Origin of the sequence: Methylobacterium trifolii (assembly GCF_022179685.1) — a bacterium.
GTDB lineage: Bacteria > Pseudomonadota > Alphaproteobacteria > Rhizobiales > Beijerinckiaceae > Methylobacterium > Methylobacterium trifolii.
In genome coordinates this window covers 1-14,683 of sequence record NZ_BPRB01000010.1, presented here as the reverse complement: position 1 = coordinate 14,683, position 14,683 = coordinate 1, and the positions used below count along the sequence as shown (strand labels likewise).

The 14,683-nt window shown below is 69.3% G+C and carries 14 protein-coding genes; 8 read left to right on the top strand and 6 right to left on the bottom strand.

Features of this window, described 5'->3' with window-relative positions:
• Position 1 precedes the first annotated feature (1 nt).
• Together COGEMETH_RS00965 and COGEMETH_RS00960 are read right to left on the bottom strand one after the other, a co-directional pair.
• Entirely contained in the window at positions 2 to 1,759 is a 1,758-nt protein-coding gene (locus COGEMETH_RS00965) for an ABC transporter ATP-binding protein (RefSeq protein ID WP_238180751.1), read from the bottom strand.
• Positions 1,760 to 1,984: 225 nt separating this feature from the next.
• Positions 1,985 to 2,548 carry a TetR/AcrR family transcriptional regulator gene (locus COGEMETH_RS00960; protein WP_238180750.1) on the bottom strand — a complete coding sequence of 188 codons (564 nt, stop codon included), beginning with the start codon at positions 2,546 to 2,548 and terminating at the stop codon, positions 1,985 to 1,987.
• Between the two features lie 111 nt (positions 2,549 to 2,659).
• Here COGEMETH_RS00960 and COGEMETH_RS00955 point away from each other — a divergent pair, with 111 nt between their 5' ends.
• Positions 2,660 to 3,370 (top strand): glutathione S-transferase family protein, encoded by a 711-nt coding sequence (locus tag COGEMETH_RS00955; protein ID WP_238180749.1) that lies wholly within the window; start codon positions 2,660 to 2,662, stop codon positions 3,368 to 3,370.
• A gap of 212 nt (positions 3,371 to 3,582) precedes the next feature.
• Here the strand turns inward: COGEMETH_RS00955 and COGEMETH_RS00950 are convergent, their stop codons facing one another.
• Positions 3,583 to 3,846: a hypothetical protein gene (locus COGEMETH_RS00950; RefSeq protein ID WP_306421720.1), complete on the bottom strand. Its 264-nt coding sequence runs from the start codon at positions 3,844 to 3,846 to the stop codon at positions 3,583 to 3,585.
• Between the two features lie 243 nt (positions 3,847 to 4,089).
• Here COGEMETH_RS00950 and COGEMETH_RS00945 point away from each other — a divergent pair, with 243 nt between their 5' ends.
• From COGEMETH_RS00945 to COGEMETH_RS00925, 5 genes are all read left to right on the top strand, one after another.
• Positions 4,090 to 4,455, top strand: a complete 366-nt coding sequence (locus COGEMETH_RS00945) for a hypothetical protein (RefSeq protein ID WP_238180747.1) — start codon at positions 4,090 to 4,092, stop codon at positions 4,453 to 4,455.
• Positions 4,456 to 4,595: 140 nt separating this feature from the next.
• Entirely contained in the window at positions 4,596 to 5,993 is a 1,398-nt protein-coding gene (locus tag COGEMETH_RS00940) for an efflux RND transporter periplasmic adaptor subunit (protein ID WP_238180746.1), read from the top strand.
• 11 nt (positions 5,994 to 6,004) lie between these two features.
• On the top strand, positions 6,005 to 9,262 hold the full coding sequence (locus COGEMETH_RS00935; RefSeq protein WP_238180745.1) for an efflux RND transporter permease subunit: 3,258 nt from the start codon (positions 6,005 to 6,007) through the stop codon (positions 9,260 to 9,262).
• Positions 9,263 to 9,266: 4 nt separating this feature from the next.
• Positions 9,267 to 9,815 carry a threonyl-trna synthetase gene (locus COGEMETH_RS00930; protein ID WP_147708282.1) on the top strand — a complete coding sequence of 183 codons (549 nt, stop codon included), beginning with the start codon at positions 9,267 to 9,269 and terminating at the stop codon, positions 9,813 to 9,815.
• Positions 9,816 to 9,888: 73 nt separating this feature from the next.
• Positions 9,889 to 10,059: a hypothetical protein gene (locus tag COGEMETH_RS00925; protein WP_187272914.1), complete on the top strand. Its 171-nt coding sequence runs from the start codon at positions 9,889 to 9,891 to the stop codon at positions 10,057 to 10,059.
• A gap of 38 nt (positions 10,060 to 10,097) precedes the next feature.
• Here the strand turns inward: COGEMETH_RS00925 and COGEMETH_RS00920 are convergent, their stop codons facing one another.
• Positions 10,098 to 11,168, bottom strand: a complete 1,071-nt coding sequence (locus tag COGEMETH_RS00920; RefSeq protein ID WP_238180744.1) for a DMT family transporter — start codon at positions 11,166 to 11,168, stop codon at positions 10,098 to 10,100.
• A gap of 572 nt (positions 11,169 to 11,740) precedes the next feature.
• Here COGEMETH_RS00920 and COGEMETH_RS00915 point away from each other — a divergent pair.
• Together COGEMETH_RS00915 and COGEMETH_RS00910 are read left to right on the top strand one after the other, a co-directional pair.
• A complete protein-coding gene (locus tag COGEMETH_RS00915; protein ID WP_238180743.1) occupies positions 11,741 to 12,136 on the top strand; it encodes a hypothetical protein in 396 nt (131 codons plus the stop codon).
• Entirely contained in the window at positions 12,123 to 13,022 is a 900-nt protein-coding gene (locus COGEMETH_RS00910; RefSeq protein ID WP_238180742.1) for a sigma-70 family RNA polymerase sigma factor, read from the top strand. Before COGEMETH_RS00915 ends, COGEMETH_RS00910 begins: the two co-directional genes overlap by 14 nt.
• Here COGEMETH_RS00910 and COGEMETH_RS00905 read toward each other — a convergent pair.
• Both COGEMETH_RS00905 and COGEMETH_RS00900 read right to left on the bottom strand, forming a co-directional pair.
• Positions 13,016 to 13,465: a hypothetical protein gene (locus tag COGEMETH_RS00905; RefSeq protein WP_238180741.1), complete on the bottom strand. Its 450-nt coding sequence runs from the start codon at positions 13,463 to 13,465 to the stop codon at positions 13,016 to 13,018. The two genes, COGEMETH_RS00910 and COGEMETH_RS00905, sit on opposite strands and share 7 nt — an antisense overlap.
• 12 nt (positions 13,466 to 13,477) lie before the next feature.
• Positions 13,478 to 14,236 carry an SDR family oxidoreductase gene (locus tag COGEMETH_RS00900; protein ID WP_238180740.1) on the bottom strand — a complete coding sequence of 253 codons (759 nt, stop codon included), beginning with the start codon at positions 14,234 to 14,236 and terminating at the stop codon, positions 13,478 to 13,480.
• Positions 14,237 to 14,683: the final 447 nt, after the last annotated feature.

The following is a 14,683-nucleotide window of genomic DNA, read 5'->3' as shown; positions in this document are numbered from 1 at the left end:
GTCAGGCCGCGGCCGAGGAACCGAGATGGGGCATCACGGCCTGGAGCGGGCCGGAGGCGACGAGGCGGCCGCCCTCCAGCACGTGCACGGTGTCGGCGCTCTCCAGGCTGGTGAGGCGGTGGGCGATCATGATCAGCGTGCGGGTGCCGGCAAGGCCCTTCAGGGCGGCCATCACCGCGGCCTCGGTCTCGCCGTCCAGCGCCGAGGTCGCCTCGTCGAACACGATCACGTCGGGGTCGTGGTAGAGGGCCCGCGCGATGCCGATGCGCTGGCGCTGGCCGCCGCTGATGCGGGCGCCGCGCTCGCCGACGCCGGCGCCGTAGCCGCCGGGCATCGCGGTGATGAAGTCGTGCGCGCCGGCGAGCCGCGCCGCCCGCTCGACGGCGGCCGGGTCGGCATCGTCCATCCCCAGGGCGATGTTCTGCGCCACCGTCCCGTCGATCAGGAACACGTCCTGCGGCACGTAGCCGATGCGGTTCTGCCAGGCCGGCAGGGTCCCGGCGTCGAGGGTGACGCCGTCCACAGAGACGCGGCCGGCGCCCGGCGTCAGGATGCCGAGGACGAGGCCCGCCAGGGTCGACTTGCCGGAGCCGGTCCGGCCGACGAGCCCCACGGTGGTGTGCGCCGGGATCGTCAGGTCGATCCCCGACAGGGCCGCCCGGCTGGGCTCGTAGTCGAAGCCGACGCCCTCCAGGCGGATCGCCTCGCGGAACGGCAGGCGCGCGGTCGTGCGCGGGGCGTGTTCCCGCTCGCCGGCCAGTTCGTCGACGATCACCCGGACCGCCGGCAGGTAGAACCGCAGCAGGGCGAGCGAGGTGAAGATGTTCTGGAAGGCCGGCAGCATCCGGTAGCCGGCGAAGGCGAACAGGCCGAGCAGCGGCAGGATGCCGGCCGTGTCGAGCCCCTGCGCCAGGGCGAACAGCACCACCACGACGACCCCGCCGAAGGCCAGAGCCTCGATGACGAAGCGCGGCATCTGCCCCGTGAGCAGGCTCGCGGCGGTGGCCCTGGCATAGGCGCGGGCCGGCCGGTCGAACCGTCCGGCGAAGGCCTCTGCCCGGCCGTACAGCTTCAGTTCGGTGAGCGCGCCGAGCGTCTCCTGCACCACCCGGAACCGACCCTCGTTGTCGGCCACCGCGCGGGCGCCGAGGATGCCGAGGCGGGCGCGCATCACGAGGTAGATGGCGACGTAGAGCCCGCCGAACCCGCCGCCGAGGACCAGCGCGAGGCCCGGCGCGTAGACCAGCAGGAAGGCGACGACCGCCAGCGCCGAGGTCGCGCGCGACGCGATCACGGTGGCCGGCGTCAGCACGCCGACGACGAGGCGGTCGGTCTCGCTCAGCACGTTCTTGGCAAGTTCGGCGCTGTTGGCCTGGGCGAAGAACAGCTTCTCCCGGTCGATGTAGCGGAACAGGAGGCGGCGGGCGAAGCCGTAACCGGTGAGGTGGGTGAACAGGAGCTGGGCGTAGGTCAGCCCGGCATTGACCACCGCCGTCGTCAGGATGGCGAGCAGCGCCGCCGCACCGGTGGCGATCAGGAAGCTGCGGTCGCCGACGAGCCCCAGGGCGTCGCGGATCTGCCCGAGATAGGGCACGCGTGAGGCGGCCGACGGATCGCCCACCAGCGTCAGGAACGGGATGACGGAGGCGACGCCGACGACCTCCAGAAGTGCCGCCACCGCGAGGCCCAGGGCGATCAGCACCAGGCGGCGGCGGTCGCGGGGCCGCATGGCGCGCAGGAGGTCGATCAGCGCGCGCATCGGCTCGCGGGGTCGGTGGCGCGTCGGGCGGCGGAGGGCGGCATGGGCCCCAAGCGCATAGAGGGCGCAGGCAGGCCTGTCCATGAAGCCGGCGAGCCGGGAGGGGCTCGGGTGGAATTCGAGCCCGGCTCGGCAGCGTTGGGTGGAACCCGGACGCCGGGGGAAGAAGCCTCGGACGCCCGCTCCGCGAGCGAGGGCGGCCCCTCGTCGAGGATCGGGAGACGCCTAAGCAGGTAGGAGGCCGGTCGCCCGATAGGTGTCGATGAGGGTGTCAAAGAGCGCGATGTCTGCGCGGCCCCTTGCCATGAGTTGGGCGCCCGCGACGGCGGCGTAGATGGCGCGAGCCCGCCCTTCGCTGTCGACCGCCTTCACGACGCCTGCTTCACGCAGAGCCTTGCTCAGCCAGGCCACGTTCACGTCGGCGAATGCCCGCACCTCGTGCTTCACGGTGTCCGGCAGGTCGTCGTACTCCGCCGTCATGAAGCTGGACAGGCACATGCGGTTGTCGCTCTGCAAGGACTTGCGAAAAATCTCAGGGTACTTGCGTAGACTCGCGAGTGGGTCGGCCGCATCGTCGGAGATGGCCTCGAGATCTGTGGCGATGTCTTCCCAATAACGCTTCGCGACCGCCGCGCCGAGTTCGGCTTTGCCGGGGAAGTGATAGTAGACACTCGCGGCCTTGATCCCGACCTCGGCTGCGAGGTCGCGGAAGTTCAATCCATTATAGCCGTGCGCCATCGCGGTCCGCTTCGCGGCGACGAGGATCGCTTCCTTGTACCCCGAACTCATCACGCCATTCCCACGCCAAGCGGCATCCCTGCCTGTTGGCAGATAGAGGTTGACCGCCCGGAAAGGAAGCCCTAGCTTCCTGTCTGCCTACTGACAGACAGAGAGACATGGATGACCAACGAAGCGCCTTCCTGCCTCCGGCTTTTCACCTCGCCGTCCGCGTTCCCGAATCCGCAGCGTCTGCGCATCTTCCTTCACGAGAAGGGCATCGCGGCTCGGTTCGCCGAGCGCATCTTCGACATGTCGCCGGTCGGCGAGCAGCGGCAGTGGCAGCATTTGAAGATGAACCCGTGGGGCGAGACGCCCACGCTCGAACTCGCGGATGGCAGCGTCATCTCGGAGACGGCGGCGATCGTCCGGTACCTCGATCAGGCATTCCCCGGGCGGCGCATCATGGGCGAAGGCCCCCTGGAGCAGGGTCTCGACACCATGTGGGACAACCGCATCTGGGTGCATATCCTCTACCGGATCGTCACGGCGTTCCACGTTCTCCATCAGGGGCTCGGGCCGAAGCTCGAACTGACCAGCAACCGGGCCTGGGGCGAGCATTGCCGCAAGGAGGCGCTGGCCCACGCGAGCCTGGTGAACCAGCACCTGTCGGACGGCCGCGACTGGCTTCTCGGTGGCGAGGCACCCACCTTCTCGGACATCACGATGGCGACCGCGATCGCCTTCTCGAAGTTCCCGGTGAACGCCACGCCGCTGGATGAGCGTTTCGAGCACATCGACGCGTTCTGGAAGCGTTGGCAGCAGCGGCCGGCCTTCCAAGCCGCCTATGCGGATCGCCAGAGCGGCGTACCCGAGTTGGACAACCGGACCTGATGGTCCGCCTCCGTTCCGTGCGGGTCGATGCCCCCGCGACCAGCACCGTGCCAAGCTCCGGAACCTGGAGCGACCGCTGTCTGTCCGATCGCGCTCGGCGATCGAGGAGGTCGTGAAGGGCTGCCGAGGCTCGCAACCGGCCGGCTGTCCCTTGCAGATTTCGCACCGACACGCGACCGGCGAGCCTGTCTCACGGGCTCGCCGCGGCCCGATCAGTCGGCCTTCTTCAGGGAGCCGAGGTCGACGGTGCCGTTCTGGCTGGTGAAGGTCAGGGACTTCGATCCCCCGTCCTGCTGCGAGACGCCATCGATGCGGTGGTCGCCGCTGTCGTAGGACGTGAGCGTGCCGTCCTGCTCGATCAGCAGGCGGTGCGCGTCGGGGAAGAAGGCGTAGCGCATCCCGTTCTGCGATCCGCTGGTGGAGGGCTGCCCGAGTTTCTCGGGCCACCACGGCTCGGTGCCCTTCATCGGTTCCATGGGCTTCATTGGTTCCATGGGCTTCATGGGTTTCATCGGTTCCATCGTCTCTCGGTCCTCTCGGTTCTCGAAGACTGGCAGACGCGGCAGCGCCGGATCGGTTGCATGGGCCACGTCGTTTCGCACCGCAGGTGCGAAGGCGCACGCCGTCGCGAACGGCGCCCGCTTGCATGGCGGCTCGAACCGTCTAAGCATCCTGCCCGCGATGCAGGTCGGCATCGCCAACCGCAGGACCATCGCTCCGTGACCGGCCGGACCAGCCCACCTGCATCGAAAGGCGCCCGCCCCGCGGCCCGCGCCCGGTGGCGGCTGGCGGCACGGCTCCTGTCCCTGCTGGCGATCCTCGTCCTGGCGGCTACCTCCTTCGAGGCTCATGCCTGCCCGTCGCACCTCACGGGCGTACAGGCGGCCCTCGAGATGCCGGATGCGGGACCCGGCGAGCAGGGCTGCACGGTCCACCACTGCGCCCAGTGCGGCTGCCACCAGGCCGTGACGGCCGAGACCGAAGCCGCGTCCCCGGTTCCGGGCGACCAGTCCGGCTTCTCCGTGACGACGCTTTCCGGTCCGGCCCGGCCGCAATCCCCCCCGAGAAAGCCCCCGCGCGCCTGATCGGTCCGGCGGTCCCGCACCGCCGACAGGATTCCGCCCGCGCGATCCGCGCCGGCCGGATCCCGATCCGACGCACGGCCCGCATCGCACGATGACGGGCGCCGAGGCCGCGCGCGGCCGATCCGGGGATGGTGTTTGCGATGTTTCGATACCTGGCGATCCCGGCTGCCCTGGCGGCCGGCGTGGCGGCCGGCGCCCTCGTGCCCGACCTGTCCGGCTCGGCCCGCACATGGCTTGCCGCCGCGGGAGTCCCGCTGCCCGGCCAGCCCAGACCGGCAGCCGGCAAGGCGCCGGAGGCGGAAGGCCACGATCACGACGGGCATGAGCACGAAAAGCCCGCGGGCCGGACCGCACAGGGGGGGCACGACCATGCCGGACACGACCATGCCCACGCGGACGGGGACGAGCACGACCGGGAGGGCCGCATCTTCCTGGACGAGGACCAGATCGCGGCGGCCGGAATCACCGTCGTCCCCGCCACGGAGGGGGTGATCGCGCGGAGCGTGACCGTGCCGGGCACCGTCGTGCCGGATGCCGACCGGGTGGCACGGGTGGCGGCCAAGGTCGTCGGCACCGTGGCCGAACTTCGCAAGCGCCTCGGCGACACGGTCGCCAAGGGCGAGGTCGTGGCCGTCCTCGACAGCCGCGAGGTGGCAGATGCCAAGAATGACTACATCGCCGCCCGCGTCGGCCTCGACCTCCAGGAGACCCTGTTCGAGCGCGACCACGCCCTGTGGGACAAGAAGATCTCCGCCGAGCAGCAGTTTTTGCGCGCCCGCACCAGCCTGATCGAGGCCCAGCTCAAGGCGGACCTCGCCCGCCAGAAGCTCTCGGCGCTGGGCGTGCCGGACGCGGAGGCCGAGAAGCTCGGTGAGAAGCCGCCGGCGCTCAAGCTGGTGGCCGGCGAGGACGGCCACCTGGCGGGCCTGCGCCGCGCGCCCCTCGTCGGGCTCCAGCGCTACGAGTTGCGCGCGCCGATCGCGGGCCGGGTGATCGAGCGCCGGGTCGACGTGGGCGCGCCGGTCAACGACGAGGGCCAGGAGAAGGAGATCTACACCATCGCCGACCTGTCGCGGGTCTGGGTCGAGCTGGCAGTGCCGGTCTCGGACCTCGGCGGGATCGCGCAGGGGCAGGCGGTCGCGCTCGCCCGCGGCGCGGAGCCGGCGTCACGCGGCAGCATCGTTTTCGTCAGCCCGGTGCTCGATCCGCAGACGCGCTCGGCCAAGGTGATCGCGGCGGTGGAGAACCCGGACATGGCCTGGCGGCCGGGCTCCTTCGCCACGGTCTCCGTCGCGGTGGGCAAGGAGCCGGTGCGCCTGCGGGTCGCCCGCGCCAGCCTCCAGACCGTGGAGGGCGCCACCGTCGTGTTCGTGCGCACCGCCTCCGGCTTCGAGAAGCGCGCGGTGACCCTGGGCCGGGGCGATGCGGATCAGGTCGAGATCGTCACCGGGCTGGAGCCCGGCGAGGGCGTGGCGGTGGCCAACAGCTTCGTGCTGAAGGCCGAGCTCGGCAAGTCCGAAGCCGAACACGCGCACTGAGGGGACTCGCCATGATCCACGCCGTCCTCGCCTTCTCCGTGCGCCGTCGCTGGGCGGTGCTCCTCGCCAGCCTCGGCCTCGCGATCCTCGGCCTCGCCGCGGCCCTGCGCCTGCCCATCGACGCGGTGCCCGACATCACCAACAACCAGGTGCAGGTCAACGCGGTGGTGCCGCAGCTCTCGCCCTTCGACGTCGAGAAGCAGGTGACCTATCCCCTGGAGACGGCGCTCGCCGGCATCCGGGGCCTCGAATACACCCGCTCGCTCTCGCGCAACGGCTTCGCGCAGGTCGTCGCCGTGTTCGACGAGGCCACCGACATCTACTTCGCCCGCCAGCAGGTCGGCGAGCGGCTGGCGCAGGCCAAGAGCCGCCTGCCGCCGGGCTCCGAGGTGAATCTCGGGCCGATCTCGACGGGGCTCGGCGAGGTGACGATGTGGAGCCTCGCCTTCGCCAAGGCGTCCGAGCGCGAGACCGCCCCGCCCGGCCAGGCCGGCTTCCAGGCGGACGGGACCTACCGGACGCCGGAGGGCCAGAGCCTGCGTCCCGGCTTCGAGCAGGCGTCCTATCTCCGCACCGTCCAGGACTGGATCGTCGGGCCGCAGTTGAAGACCGTGCCGGGAGTGGCCGGGATCGACGTGATCGGGGGATACGAGAAGCAGTACCAGATCGAGCCGGACCCGGCCAAGCTCATCGGCCTCGGCCTGTCGCTCTCCGACATCGCCGAGGCGGTGGAGGGCAACAACCAGAACCGGGGCGCATCGTATGTCGAGCGCAACGGCGAGGGCGCGATCGTGCGCGCCAACGGACGCCTGGAGAGCATGGACGAGATCGGCCGCGTCGTGGTGGCCACCCGCAACGGCGTGCCGGTCCGGGTCTCCGACGTGGCGGAGGTCCGAATCGGCCGGGAACTGCGCACGGGCTCGGGCAGTGCGGACGGGGCGGAGGCCGTGATCGGCACCGCTCTGATGCTGATCGGGGGCAACAGCCGCACCGTCTCGGCCGCGGTCGACGTCCGCCTCAAGGAGGCGGCCAAGGCGCTGCCGCCCGGCATCCGCCTGAAGACCGTGCTGGACCGCACGGCCCTGGTGGACGCGACCATCCGCACCGTGGGCAAGAACCTGGTCGAGGGGGCGCTGCTGGTGGTGGCGGTGCTGTTCCTGCTGCTGGGCAACGTCCGCGCCGCGCTGATCGCGGCACTGGTCATCCCGCTCGCCATGCTGATGACCATGGCCGGCATGGTGCAGGGCCGGATCTCGGCCAACCTGATGAGCCTCGGGGCGCTCGACTTCGGCCTGATCGTGGACGGGGCGGTGATCATCACCGAGAACGCCCTGCGGCGGCTGGCCGGCAGGCAGGCGGAGCTCGGCCGCATCCTCACCCGCGACGAGCGCCTCGCCACGGTGCAGGGCTCGGCCGAGGAGATGATCGGGCCGACGGTCTACGGGCAGGCCATCGTCGCCCTGGTCTACCTGCCGCTCCTGACGTTTACGGGCGTCGAGGGGAAGATGTTCGCGCCGATGGCGCTGACGGTGATCATCGCGCTGGCCTGCGCCTTCGTCTTGTCCCTCACCTTCGTGCCCGCAATGATCGCCATCCTCATCACCGGGCGGGTGGAGGAGCACGAGAACCGGCCGATCCGCTGGCTGAAGCGCGCCTACGCCCCCGTCCTCGGCGGGGCGCTGCGCCTGCCGCTGCCCGTGATCGGGCTGGCCGCCCTGGCCTTCGCCGCGAGCCTCGTGCTGTTTTCCCGGCTCGGCCAGGAATTCATGCCCCAGCTCGACGAGGGCAACATCGCGATGCACGCGATGCGCATCCCCTCGACCTCGCTGACGCAGTCGCAGGCGATGCAGATCCGGCTGGAGCGGACGGTGTCCGCCTTCCCGCAGGTCGAGACCGTGTTCTCCAAGACCGGCACGGCCGAGATCGCCTCCGACCCGATGCCCGTCAACGTCTCCGACACCTTCATCATGCTCAAGGACCGCGCCGCCTGGCCGGACCCGGGCCTGCCCAAGGACCGGCTCGTCGCCGACATCCAGGCGGCGGTGGGGCGCGTGCCGGGCAACGCCTACGAGTTCACTCAGCCGATCCAGATGCGCTTCAACGAGCTGCTGGCCGGCACCCGCGGCGACCTCGCCGTGAAGGTGTTCGGCGAGGAGTTCGAGCCGATGCTGAAGGCCGCCAACCAGGTCGCCGCGATCCTGCGCGGGACCGAGGGCGCCGACGACGTCAAGGTCGAGCAGACGGCGGGCCTGCCGTTCCTGGAGATCAAGATCAACAAGACTGAGGCGGCCCGCCTCGGCCTGAGCACGTCCTCGATCCAGGACGTCATCGGGGCGGCCATCGGCGGACGGGAGGCCGGCATGGTGTTCGAGGGCGACCGTCGCTTCCCCATCGTCGTGCGCCTGAACGACAAGGTGCGCGAGGACCGCGAGGCCCTGGAGAACATCCCGGTGCCGCTGCCCCCGGGCGTCAACGGGCGGGCCTCCTCGGTGCTCCTGAAGCAGGTCGCGAGCTTCTCAGTCACCGAGGGACCGAACCAGATCTCGCGCGAGAACGGCCGCCGCCGGGTCGTGGTCACCGCCAACGTGCGCGGCCGCGACATCGGCTCGCTGGTGGCTGAGGCCCAGGCCAAGGTCGCGTCCGGTGTGCAGCTGCCGTCTGGCTACTACGTGACCTGGGGCGGGCAGTTCGAGAACCTAGCCTCCGCCCGCCAGCGCCTCATGGTCGTGGTGCCGGTGTGCTTCTTCCTGATCTTCCTGCTGCTGTTCTCGGCCCTGAACTCGGCGCGGGACGCCCTCCTGGTGTTCAGCGCGGTCCCGCTGGCACTGACCGGCGGTATCGCGGCCCTGTGGCTGCGGGGCATGCCGTTCTCGGTCCCGGCGGCGGTCGGGTTCATCGCCCTGTCCGGGGTGGCGGTGCTCAACGGCCTGGTGATGCTGAGCTACATCAAGCAGCTCATCGCGGAGGGAAAGCCCCGTCGAGAGGCGATCCTCGAAGGCGCGATGACCCGCCTGCGCCCGGTGGCGATGACGGCGCTCGTGGCGTCCCTGGGGTTCGTGCCGATGGCCCTGGCGACCGAGACGGGGGCCGAGGTCCAGCGTCCGTTGGCGACCGTGGTCATCGGCGGGCTCATCTCGGCGACCCTGCTGACCCTCGTCGTCCTGCCGGCGCTCTACGCGCGCTTCGCCGGTGCCGTCGCCCCGAGGAAGGCTACCGTCGAGAAGGAGGGTCCCCATGCACGCCCCGTCCTGCCCCAGGCCGCGGAGTAGGACGATGTCTCGCCGCCCCGCGCTCGCACTGGCGATGGTGGCGTGGACAGGCGCGGCCATGGCGGCGGAACCGACGGCGGGCGAGGCGCCGTTCGGATTGGCTTGGGGTCCCGTGGACCGTGTCGATGCACCCTCAATGGTCGACCGCGAGGCGAACCTGACCGGGCTGTACTATTTCCACGACCGTCCGCTCGCCTCAGGACCCGACACCGTCGAGGTGGTCCTGGTGGTGTGCAGGGAGCAGGGCCTCCAGCAGGTCGTCTGGGTCGGTCGGCCGCTCGACGGACCGGCTCATGTCACCGCACGCGAGGCCATCCGGCGCGAGGGGGTGCGCCGCTACGGCGAACCGCGCCCGGGCCTCGCCTCGGGGTCGCTGGCATGGCTCTCGGGCCGGGCTGTCCTGGCGACGCGCACGTTGCCGGACGGCACCCGCGGGTTGGTGATGTCCGTGTCCGGCCCGGATTACGCGGCCTGCTCGGAGAGCCACCGCACCGCCACGGGCCACCCTGCCGGTGCCCACATGTCGGACCTGATCGGCGGGATGGTCCCGTGATCGTGCCGATCCGTCACGGCCTGCAGCGCCCCTCCTCGACCCATGGAACCCATCGGCGGGGGATCAGGGGGCGATGACCGGCAAGAAGCTCGCCCGGCAGATCGGGGAATTCGGCGGCGGAAGCAGGCGCCGACGCAAGGTCAGGCCGCATGTCCTGAGGGCGGCGCGACGGTCATTCCTGATGTCGGCGATGGCCATCGCCGTCGTGTGCGCGCTGTACTGCTGGTTCTACGTCCCGCGGTGACAAGTCTCGAATGCGGCGCCGATTGCCCCCGCGCCGGCTCAACCATGTCCGTGGCGATGGTGAAGGTCGGGGTAGTGCACGTGCTTGTGCCGCATCGGCTGGTGGCGATGCCAGTGGGAGTGGGGCTCGGTCACGGGACCATCGTGGTCGTGGTGGTGATGTTCATCGTGCACGTGCCCATGCTCATGGCCCATCGCCTCGTGCGAATGCTCGTGGTCGTGCCGTTCCGCGAGGTGCAGCCAGAGGCCGACCCCCATCAGGAGCGCGGCGACGACGAGTTGCGGGGGCACGGGTTCCGGCAACAGGACCAAGGCGACGACGGCCCCGATGAACGGTGCGAGCGAGAAATAGGCCCCCGTCCGCGCGCTGCCGAGATGGCGCAGCGCGAACACGAACAGCACCAGGCTGACGCCGACCCCGAGGAACCCGACGACGGCCGCGAAGCCGATCATGCCGGGCGGCGGCAGGCTGGCACCGCGTGCGAGGGCAATGGCGAGGTTGGCGCCCCCGGCGACGAGCCCCTTGGTCAACGCGATCACGACCGGATCGGCGGAGGACAGCTTGCGGGTCAGGTTGTTGTCGACGCCCCAGGCGAGGCAGGCCAGCGCGATCAGGCCGCCGCCCGCGTCGAAATGGACGCCCTGGCCTTGCCACGACAGCGCGACGGCGCCGGCGAGGATGGCCGCCGCGCCGAGCAGGAGGCGGCGGTCCACGTTCTCGCGGAACACCACCCAGGCGATGCCCATGGTCGCCAGCCCTTCGAGGTTGAGCAGGAGCGAGCCCGAGGCCGCTGACGTCCGTGCCAGCCCCAGCATCAGCAACAGGGGACCCGCCACGCCCCCGAACAGCACCACCGCGAGCAGCCACGGTGCGTCCGACCTGCGTAGGGGGGCCTCCGGCGCCTCGATCCGGAGGGCGGACCGGCTGCCGTGGACGGCGGCGAGGCCGACGCCCGCACCGAGATACAGGAGGCCAGCCAGCGCCTGCGGGTCGACCGATCCCAACAGCAGCTTGGCGAAGGGGGCCGATGCGCCGAACAGGACGGCGGATGCCAGTGCCAACGGCACTCCGGGCCAGAGGTGCGCGTGACGATGGGCGTGCTCGAACATGCCGCATGATAGCACTGGCGAAGAATGCCGTATCCGTCCTGTGATACCGTTCCATCGAAGCCAAGACCGCCCGCAGCAGCGCGAGCACGTGCCTTTGGTCGCGCTAAGTTGCCCCAAGTTGTCGAGTAGCGGTTAGGATTTAACGCTCGGTACCGACTGCACCCGACCCAACCCAGCCGCATGGATTGCCCGGCGTTCTTCCTGAAAGCGGCCATTCGTCGGCCGTCCGGCAACTTCGGCTGAGGGTGGCAAGCGAACTGCGGCCTTGCGTCCGTAAGCGGACGTTCCGCATCCGACCCAACGTCGCCATTGATGCCCACACATGGGCATCTCGAAAGCGGTCGTTCCTTAATGGATATCGTCGCGGTCGGAGCGTCCCTGGGCTTTGTGTAATAGCTCGATTGAGTGTCTCGTAGCGGCGCTCGACCATCGGGTTGGGCAGCTGGTGTTCAGTGACATGATCCGTGCAAGGCCAAGGCTTTGAAAGGTGCCGCGCGGAAACTTGAATCTCATGTCACATCGGACAGCATTGCATCGTCACTCACGTGAACCAATCACGTGGGGAAAGTTCGATGACCAAAGCCATTTCGGTATTCGCCGGCCTCCTCGGCGCGGGACTGGCCGGGAACGGCGTCTTCATGCTCACCGCGCCCGAGGCATGGTACTTCGCGGTGCCGGGCGTGACTACGACAGGCCCCTTCAATCAGCACTTCCTGCGCGATATCGGCCTGATCTTCGTGCTGATCGGGTTAGGGTTCGTGTACGGCGCGGCCCGACCCGGATCGCGTGTCCTACTCTGGAGCATGGGTGCGATCTGGCTCTCAGGCCATGCGCTATTCCATTTCTGGGAAATTGCAGTGGGTATCTGCGGGCCGGAGGCGCTGCCCCGAGACTTCCCCGCGGTGACCCTTCCTGCGCTTATTGCGGTTGCCCTCAGTATCTGGTCGTTCCGCCATGCCGACCATTGATGATCCGACTCGCGTCTTCGAGCAGGAGCGGGCTCGGCTCATCCGGCTCGCCTACCGTATGCTCGGGTCCCTCGGCGAAGCCGAGGACGTCGTACAGGACGCATGGCTGCGCTGGCGGTACGTCGACCATGCCGAGGTCGCCTCGGCAGGTGCCTTCCTCTCGCGGACGGTGACGCGGCTATGCCTGGACGTGATGAAGTCAGCCCGAGTGCGGCGTGAGACCTATTTCGGAACTTGGTTGCCTGAACCCGTTGCCTTGGTCCCGGACGAAGCCCCCGGCGATGACCTCACGCTCACGCTGATGCTGGCCTTGGAGAGGCTTTCGCCGCTGGAGCGGGCCGCGTTCCTCCTGCACGATGTCTTCGCAGTCCCGCTCGCGGAAATCGCGGTCACCCTCCAGCGTGAACCACCGGCGGTTCGTCAGCTCGCCGCGAGGGCCAGGAAACACGTCCAATCCGCACGCCCGCGTTTCCCCATTGAGCGGGAAGAAGGGGCGCGTATCGCCAAGGCCTTCTTCGAGGCATCGACGACGGGCGACGTCGCTGCGCTGCGCAGCATGCTGGCCGATGCCGTCGTGGTGCACTCCGACGGAGGCGGAAAGGTGCTTGCCTTCCCGCGGCCCATTGTTGGAATCGACAGGGTCACGCGCATGTTCGAGGGGGTCGTGCGCAAGTTGTGGATCCAGCATGCCCGGAAGCTGCAGGACCTCTGGATCGATGGCCTGCCGGGCTACCTCAGCATGGAGCCGGGCGGGATGCTCCAGACCGTCGCCCTGGACATCCAGGGCGGGCAGATCGTCGGCATCTACTTCACCCGCAACCCGGACAAGCTCCAGCGCATGGCGATATCGTTCGGAGGGGCGGTGGAAACGCCGACGCCTCACTGAGCCTGGCCGGCGGGCGATCGCCAGCTCCCTGCAGCAGACCGTCGAGAACGCGCAGAGCGGATCGAGGGCGCTGGCGTGGCGAATGTCAGCGTAGACGGCGAGATCCTTGTTCGGGGCGAAATAGGTCTCGCCAGTGCGCCGCATGACACGCTTGGCTTTCTGGAGAGTATCCGGCCCCCGAATAGCCGGATCTTGTTTACGATGGCATGGAGGTTCACCAGCTTGGCCGGGTCGTCGAGGTCGTGCCGGGAGGCGTCGCCGAACAAGGTCGACGCCTCCCGGATGAACTCGCCATAGAGCGCTTCCCGTCGTGCCCGGTCCTGCACCAGGAGGGTCGCGACCACCTGGCTGTGCTGCGTCAGCCAGGTGGTCGCGAAGGAGGCCATCGCGCCGATGGCCGAACCGGCCAGCGCCGAGAGCGCCGAGTTGTAGGCCGCATCCATCGGCGGGAGGCCTCAGGCCACGCGCTTCGGCTGCGCCGCCAGCCAGTCGCAGTAGCGCCGTTCCGAGAGCCACGCATCACCGGCGGGCGTCAGCCAGGGGCCGCCGAGGACTACCCCGAAGTACGGTGCGGTGTCGTCCGTGCGGACCTCGTGCGTCTCGCGGAAGCCCTGGAAGTGACGCCTCACCAACTCGACCATCGGCATCCGCTCAGGCCCAGCGATCTCGACCATGCCGTTTAGGGGCGGCGCCAACGCGGCCTCCGCGACCTTCAGCGCAACGTCGGACGACGCGATCGGTTGGATCGACGCGGAGGTCACGCGCGCGACGCCATCGACGATTGCGGCTCCCGCGATGGCCGCGACGAACTCGAAGAACTGGGTGGCGCGGACAAGCGTCCAGGGCACGCCCGCCGAGGCAATCAACTCCTCCTGAGCAAGCTTGGCCCTGAAGTAGCCCATGTCGAGCAGGAGCTCGGTGCCGACCACCGAAAGCGCGACGTGGTGGGAGACGCCGGCATCCTTCTCGGCCGCGGCGAGGTTCCGTCCGGCGCGGACGAAGAAGTCCATCGCCGCCTCGTCGGCGAACGATGGCGAGTTGGCGACGTCGACCACCACAGTGGCGCCCTTCAACGCTTCCCCGAGGCCTTCGCCTGTGACGGCGTTGACGCCGGTGTTCGGCGAGGCCGCGAGGACCTCGTGGCCGGCGGCCTTCAGGGTGGTAACGACCTGAGAGCCGATCAGCCCCGTGCCGCCGATGACGACGATCTTCATGTGACGCTCCGTCCTGTGTCCGGTCCCGTTGGGGACGTTCGAAACTAAAGACGAGAGCGGTCCTACCCGGTGTGACATCAGCTCCGATGAAGCGTTCCGGGCGCCGTCCAAAAGCCCCTACAGTGCCGATTTTCGCCGTGGGACTTGGATCGATCTTCGCCTCGATCTTTGCTCGGCTAAAGGGAGCATGATTCGAGCGATAGCTGCCGGGGTGCCGCTAGAACTCCAGTTCGACCTCAAACGTTGGTGGTTAGAACGGGCGCAATCCTCCGCCACATGTGGCGGGAAAGACTGCTTGCAGGACGGTGATGGATGCTTTCGCCCCTGCCTCAACTCGGACGGCTGGAAGGACGATCTGCCCCCATGTTGATGCGGCGCCTGATCGCAGTCTTTGCAGCCGTCGTGCTCTGGTCACTGTGGGTGCTCTGCATCCTCCTGATCCTCCCG

Coding starts and splice junctions, on each gene's coding strand:
- COGEMETH_RS00965 (WP_238180751.1), bottom strand. CDS start 1,759: ATGCGCGCGCTGATCGACCTCCTGCGCGCCATGCGGCCCCGCGACCGC.
- COGEMETH_RS00960 (WP_238180750.1), bottom strand. CDS start 2,548: ATGAGTTCGGGGTACAAGGAAGCGATCCTCGTCGCCGCGAAGCGGACC.
- COGEMETH_RS00955 (WP_238180749.1), top strand. CDS start 2,660: ATGACCAACGAAGCGCCTTCCTGCCTCCGGCTTTTCACCTCGCCGTCC.
- COGEMETH_RS00950 (WP_306421720.1), bottom strand. CDS start 3,846: ATGGAACCGATGAAGGGCACCGAGCCGTGGTGGCCCGAGAAACTCGGG.
- COGEMETH_RS00940 (WP_238180746.1), top strand. CDS start 4,596: ATGTTTCGATACCTGGCGATCCCGGCTGCCCTGGCGGCCGGCGTGGCG.
- COGEMETH_RS00935 (WP_238180745.1), top strand. CDS start 6,005: ATGATCCACGCCGTCCTCGCCTTCTCCGTGCGCCGTCGCTGGGCGGTG.
- COGEMETH_RS00930 (WP_147708282.1), top strand. CDS start 9,267: ATGTCTCGCCGCCCCGCGCTCGCACTGGCGATGGTGGCGTGGACAGGC.
- COGEMETH_RS00925 (WP_187272914.1), top strand. CDS start 9,889: ATGACCGGCAAGAAGCTCGCCCGGCAGATCGGGGAATTCGGCGGCGGA.
- COGEMETH_RS00920 (WP_238180744.1), bottom strand. CDS start 11,168: ATGTTCGAGCACGCCCATCGTCACGCGCACCTCTGGCCCGGAGTGCCG.
- COGEMETH_RS00915 (WP_238180743.1), top strand. CDS start 11,741: ATGACCAAAGCCATTTCGGTATTCGCCGGCCTCCTCGGCGCGGGACTG.
- COGEMETH_RS00910 (WP_238180742.1), top strand. CDS start 12,123: ATGCCGACCATTGATGATCCGACTCGCGTCTTCGAGCAGGAGCGGGCT.
- COGEMETH_RS00905 (WP_238180741.1), bottom strand. CDS start 13,465: ATGGATGCGGCCTACAACTCGGCGCTCTCGGCGCTGGCCGGTTCGGCC.
- COGEMETH_RS00900 (WP_238180740.1), bottom strand. CDS start 14,236: ATGAAGATCGTCGTCATCGGCGGCACGGGGCTGATCGGCTCTCAGGTC.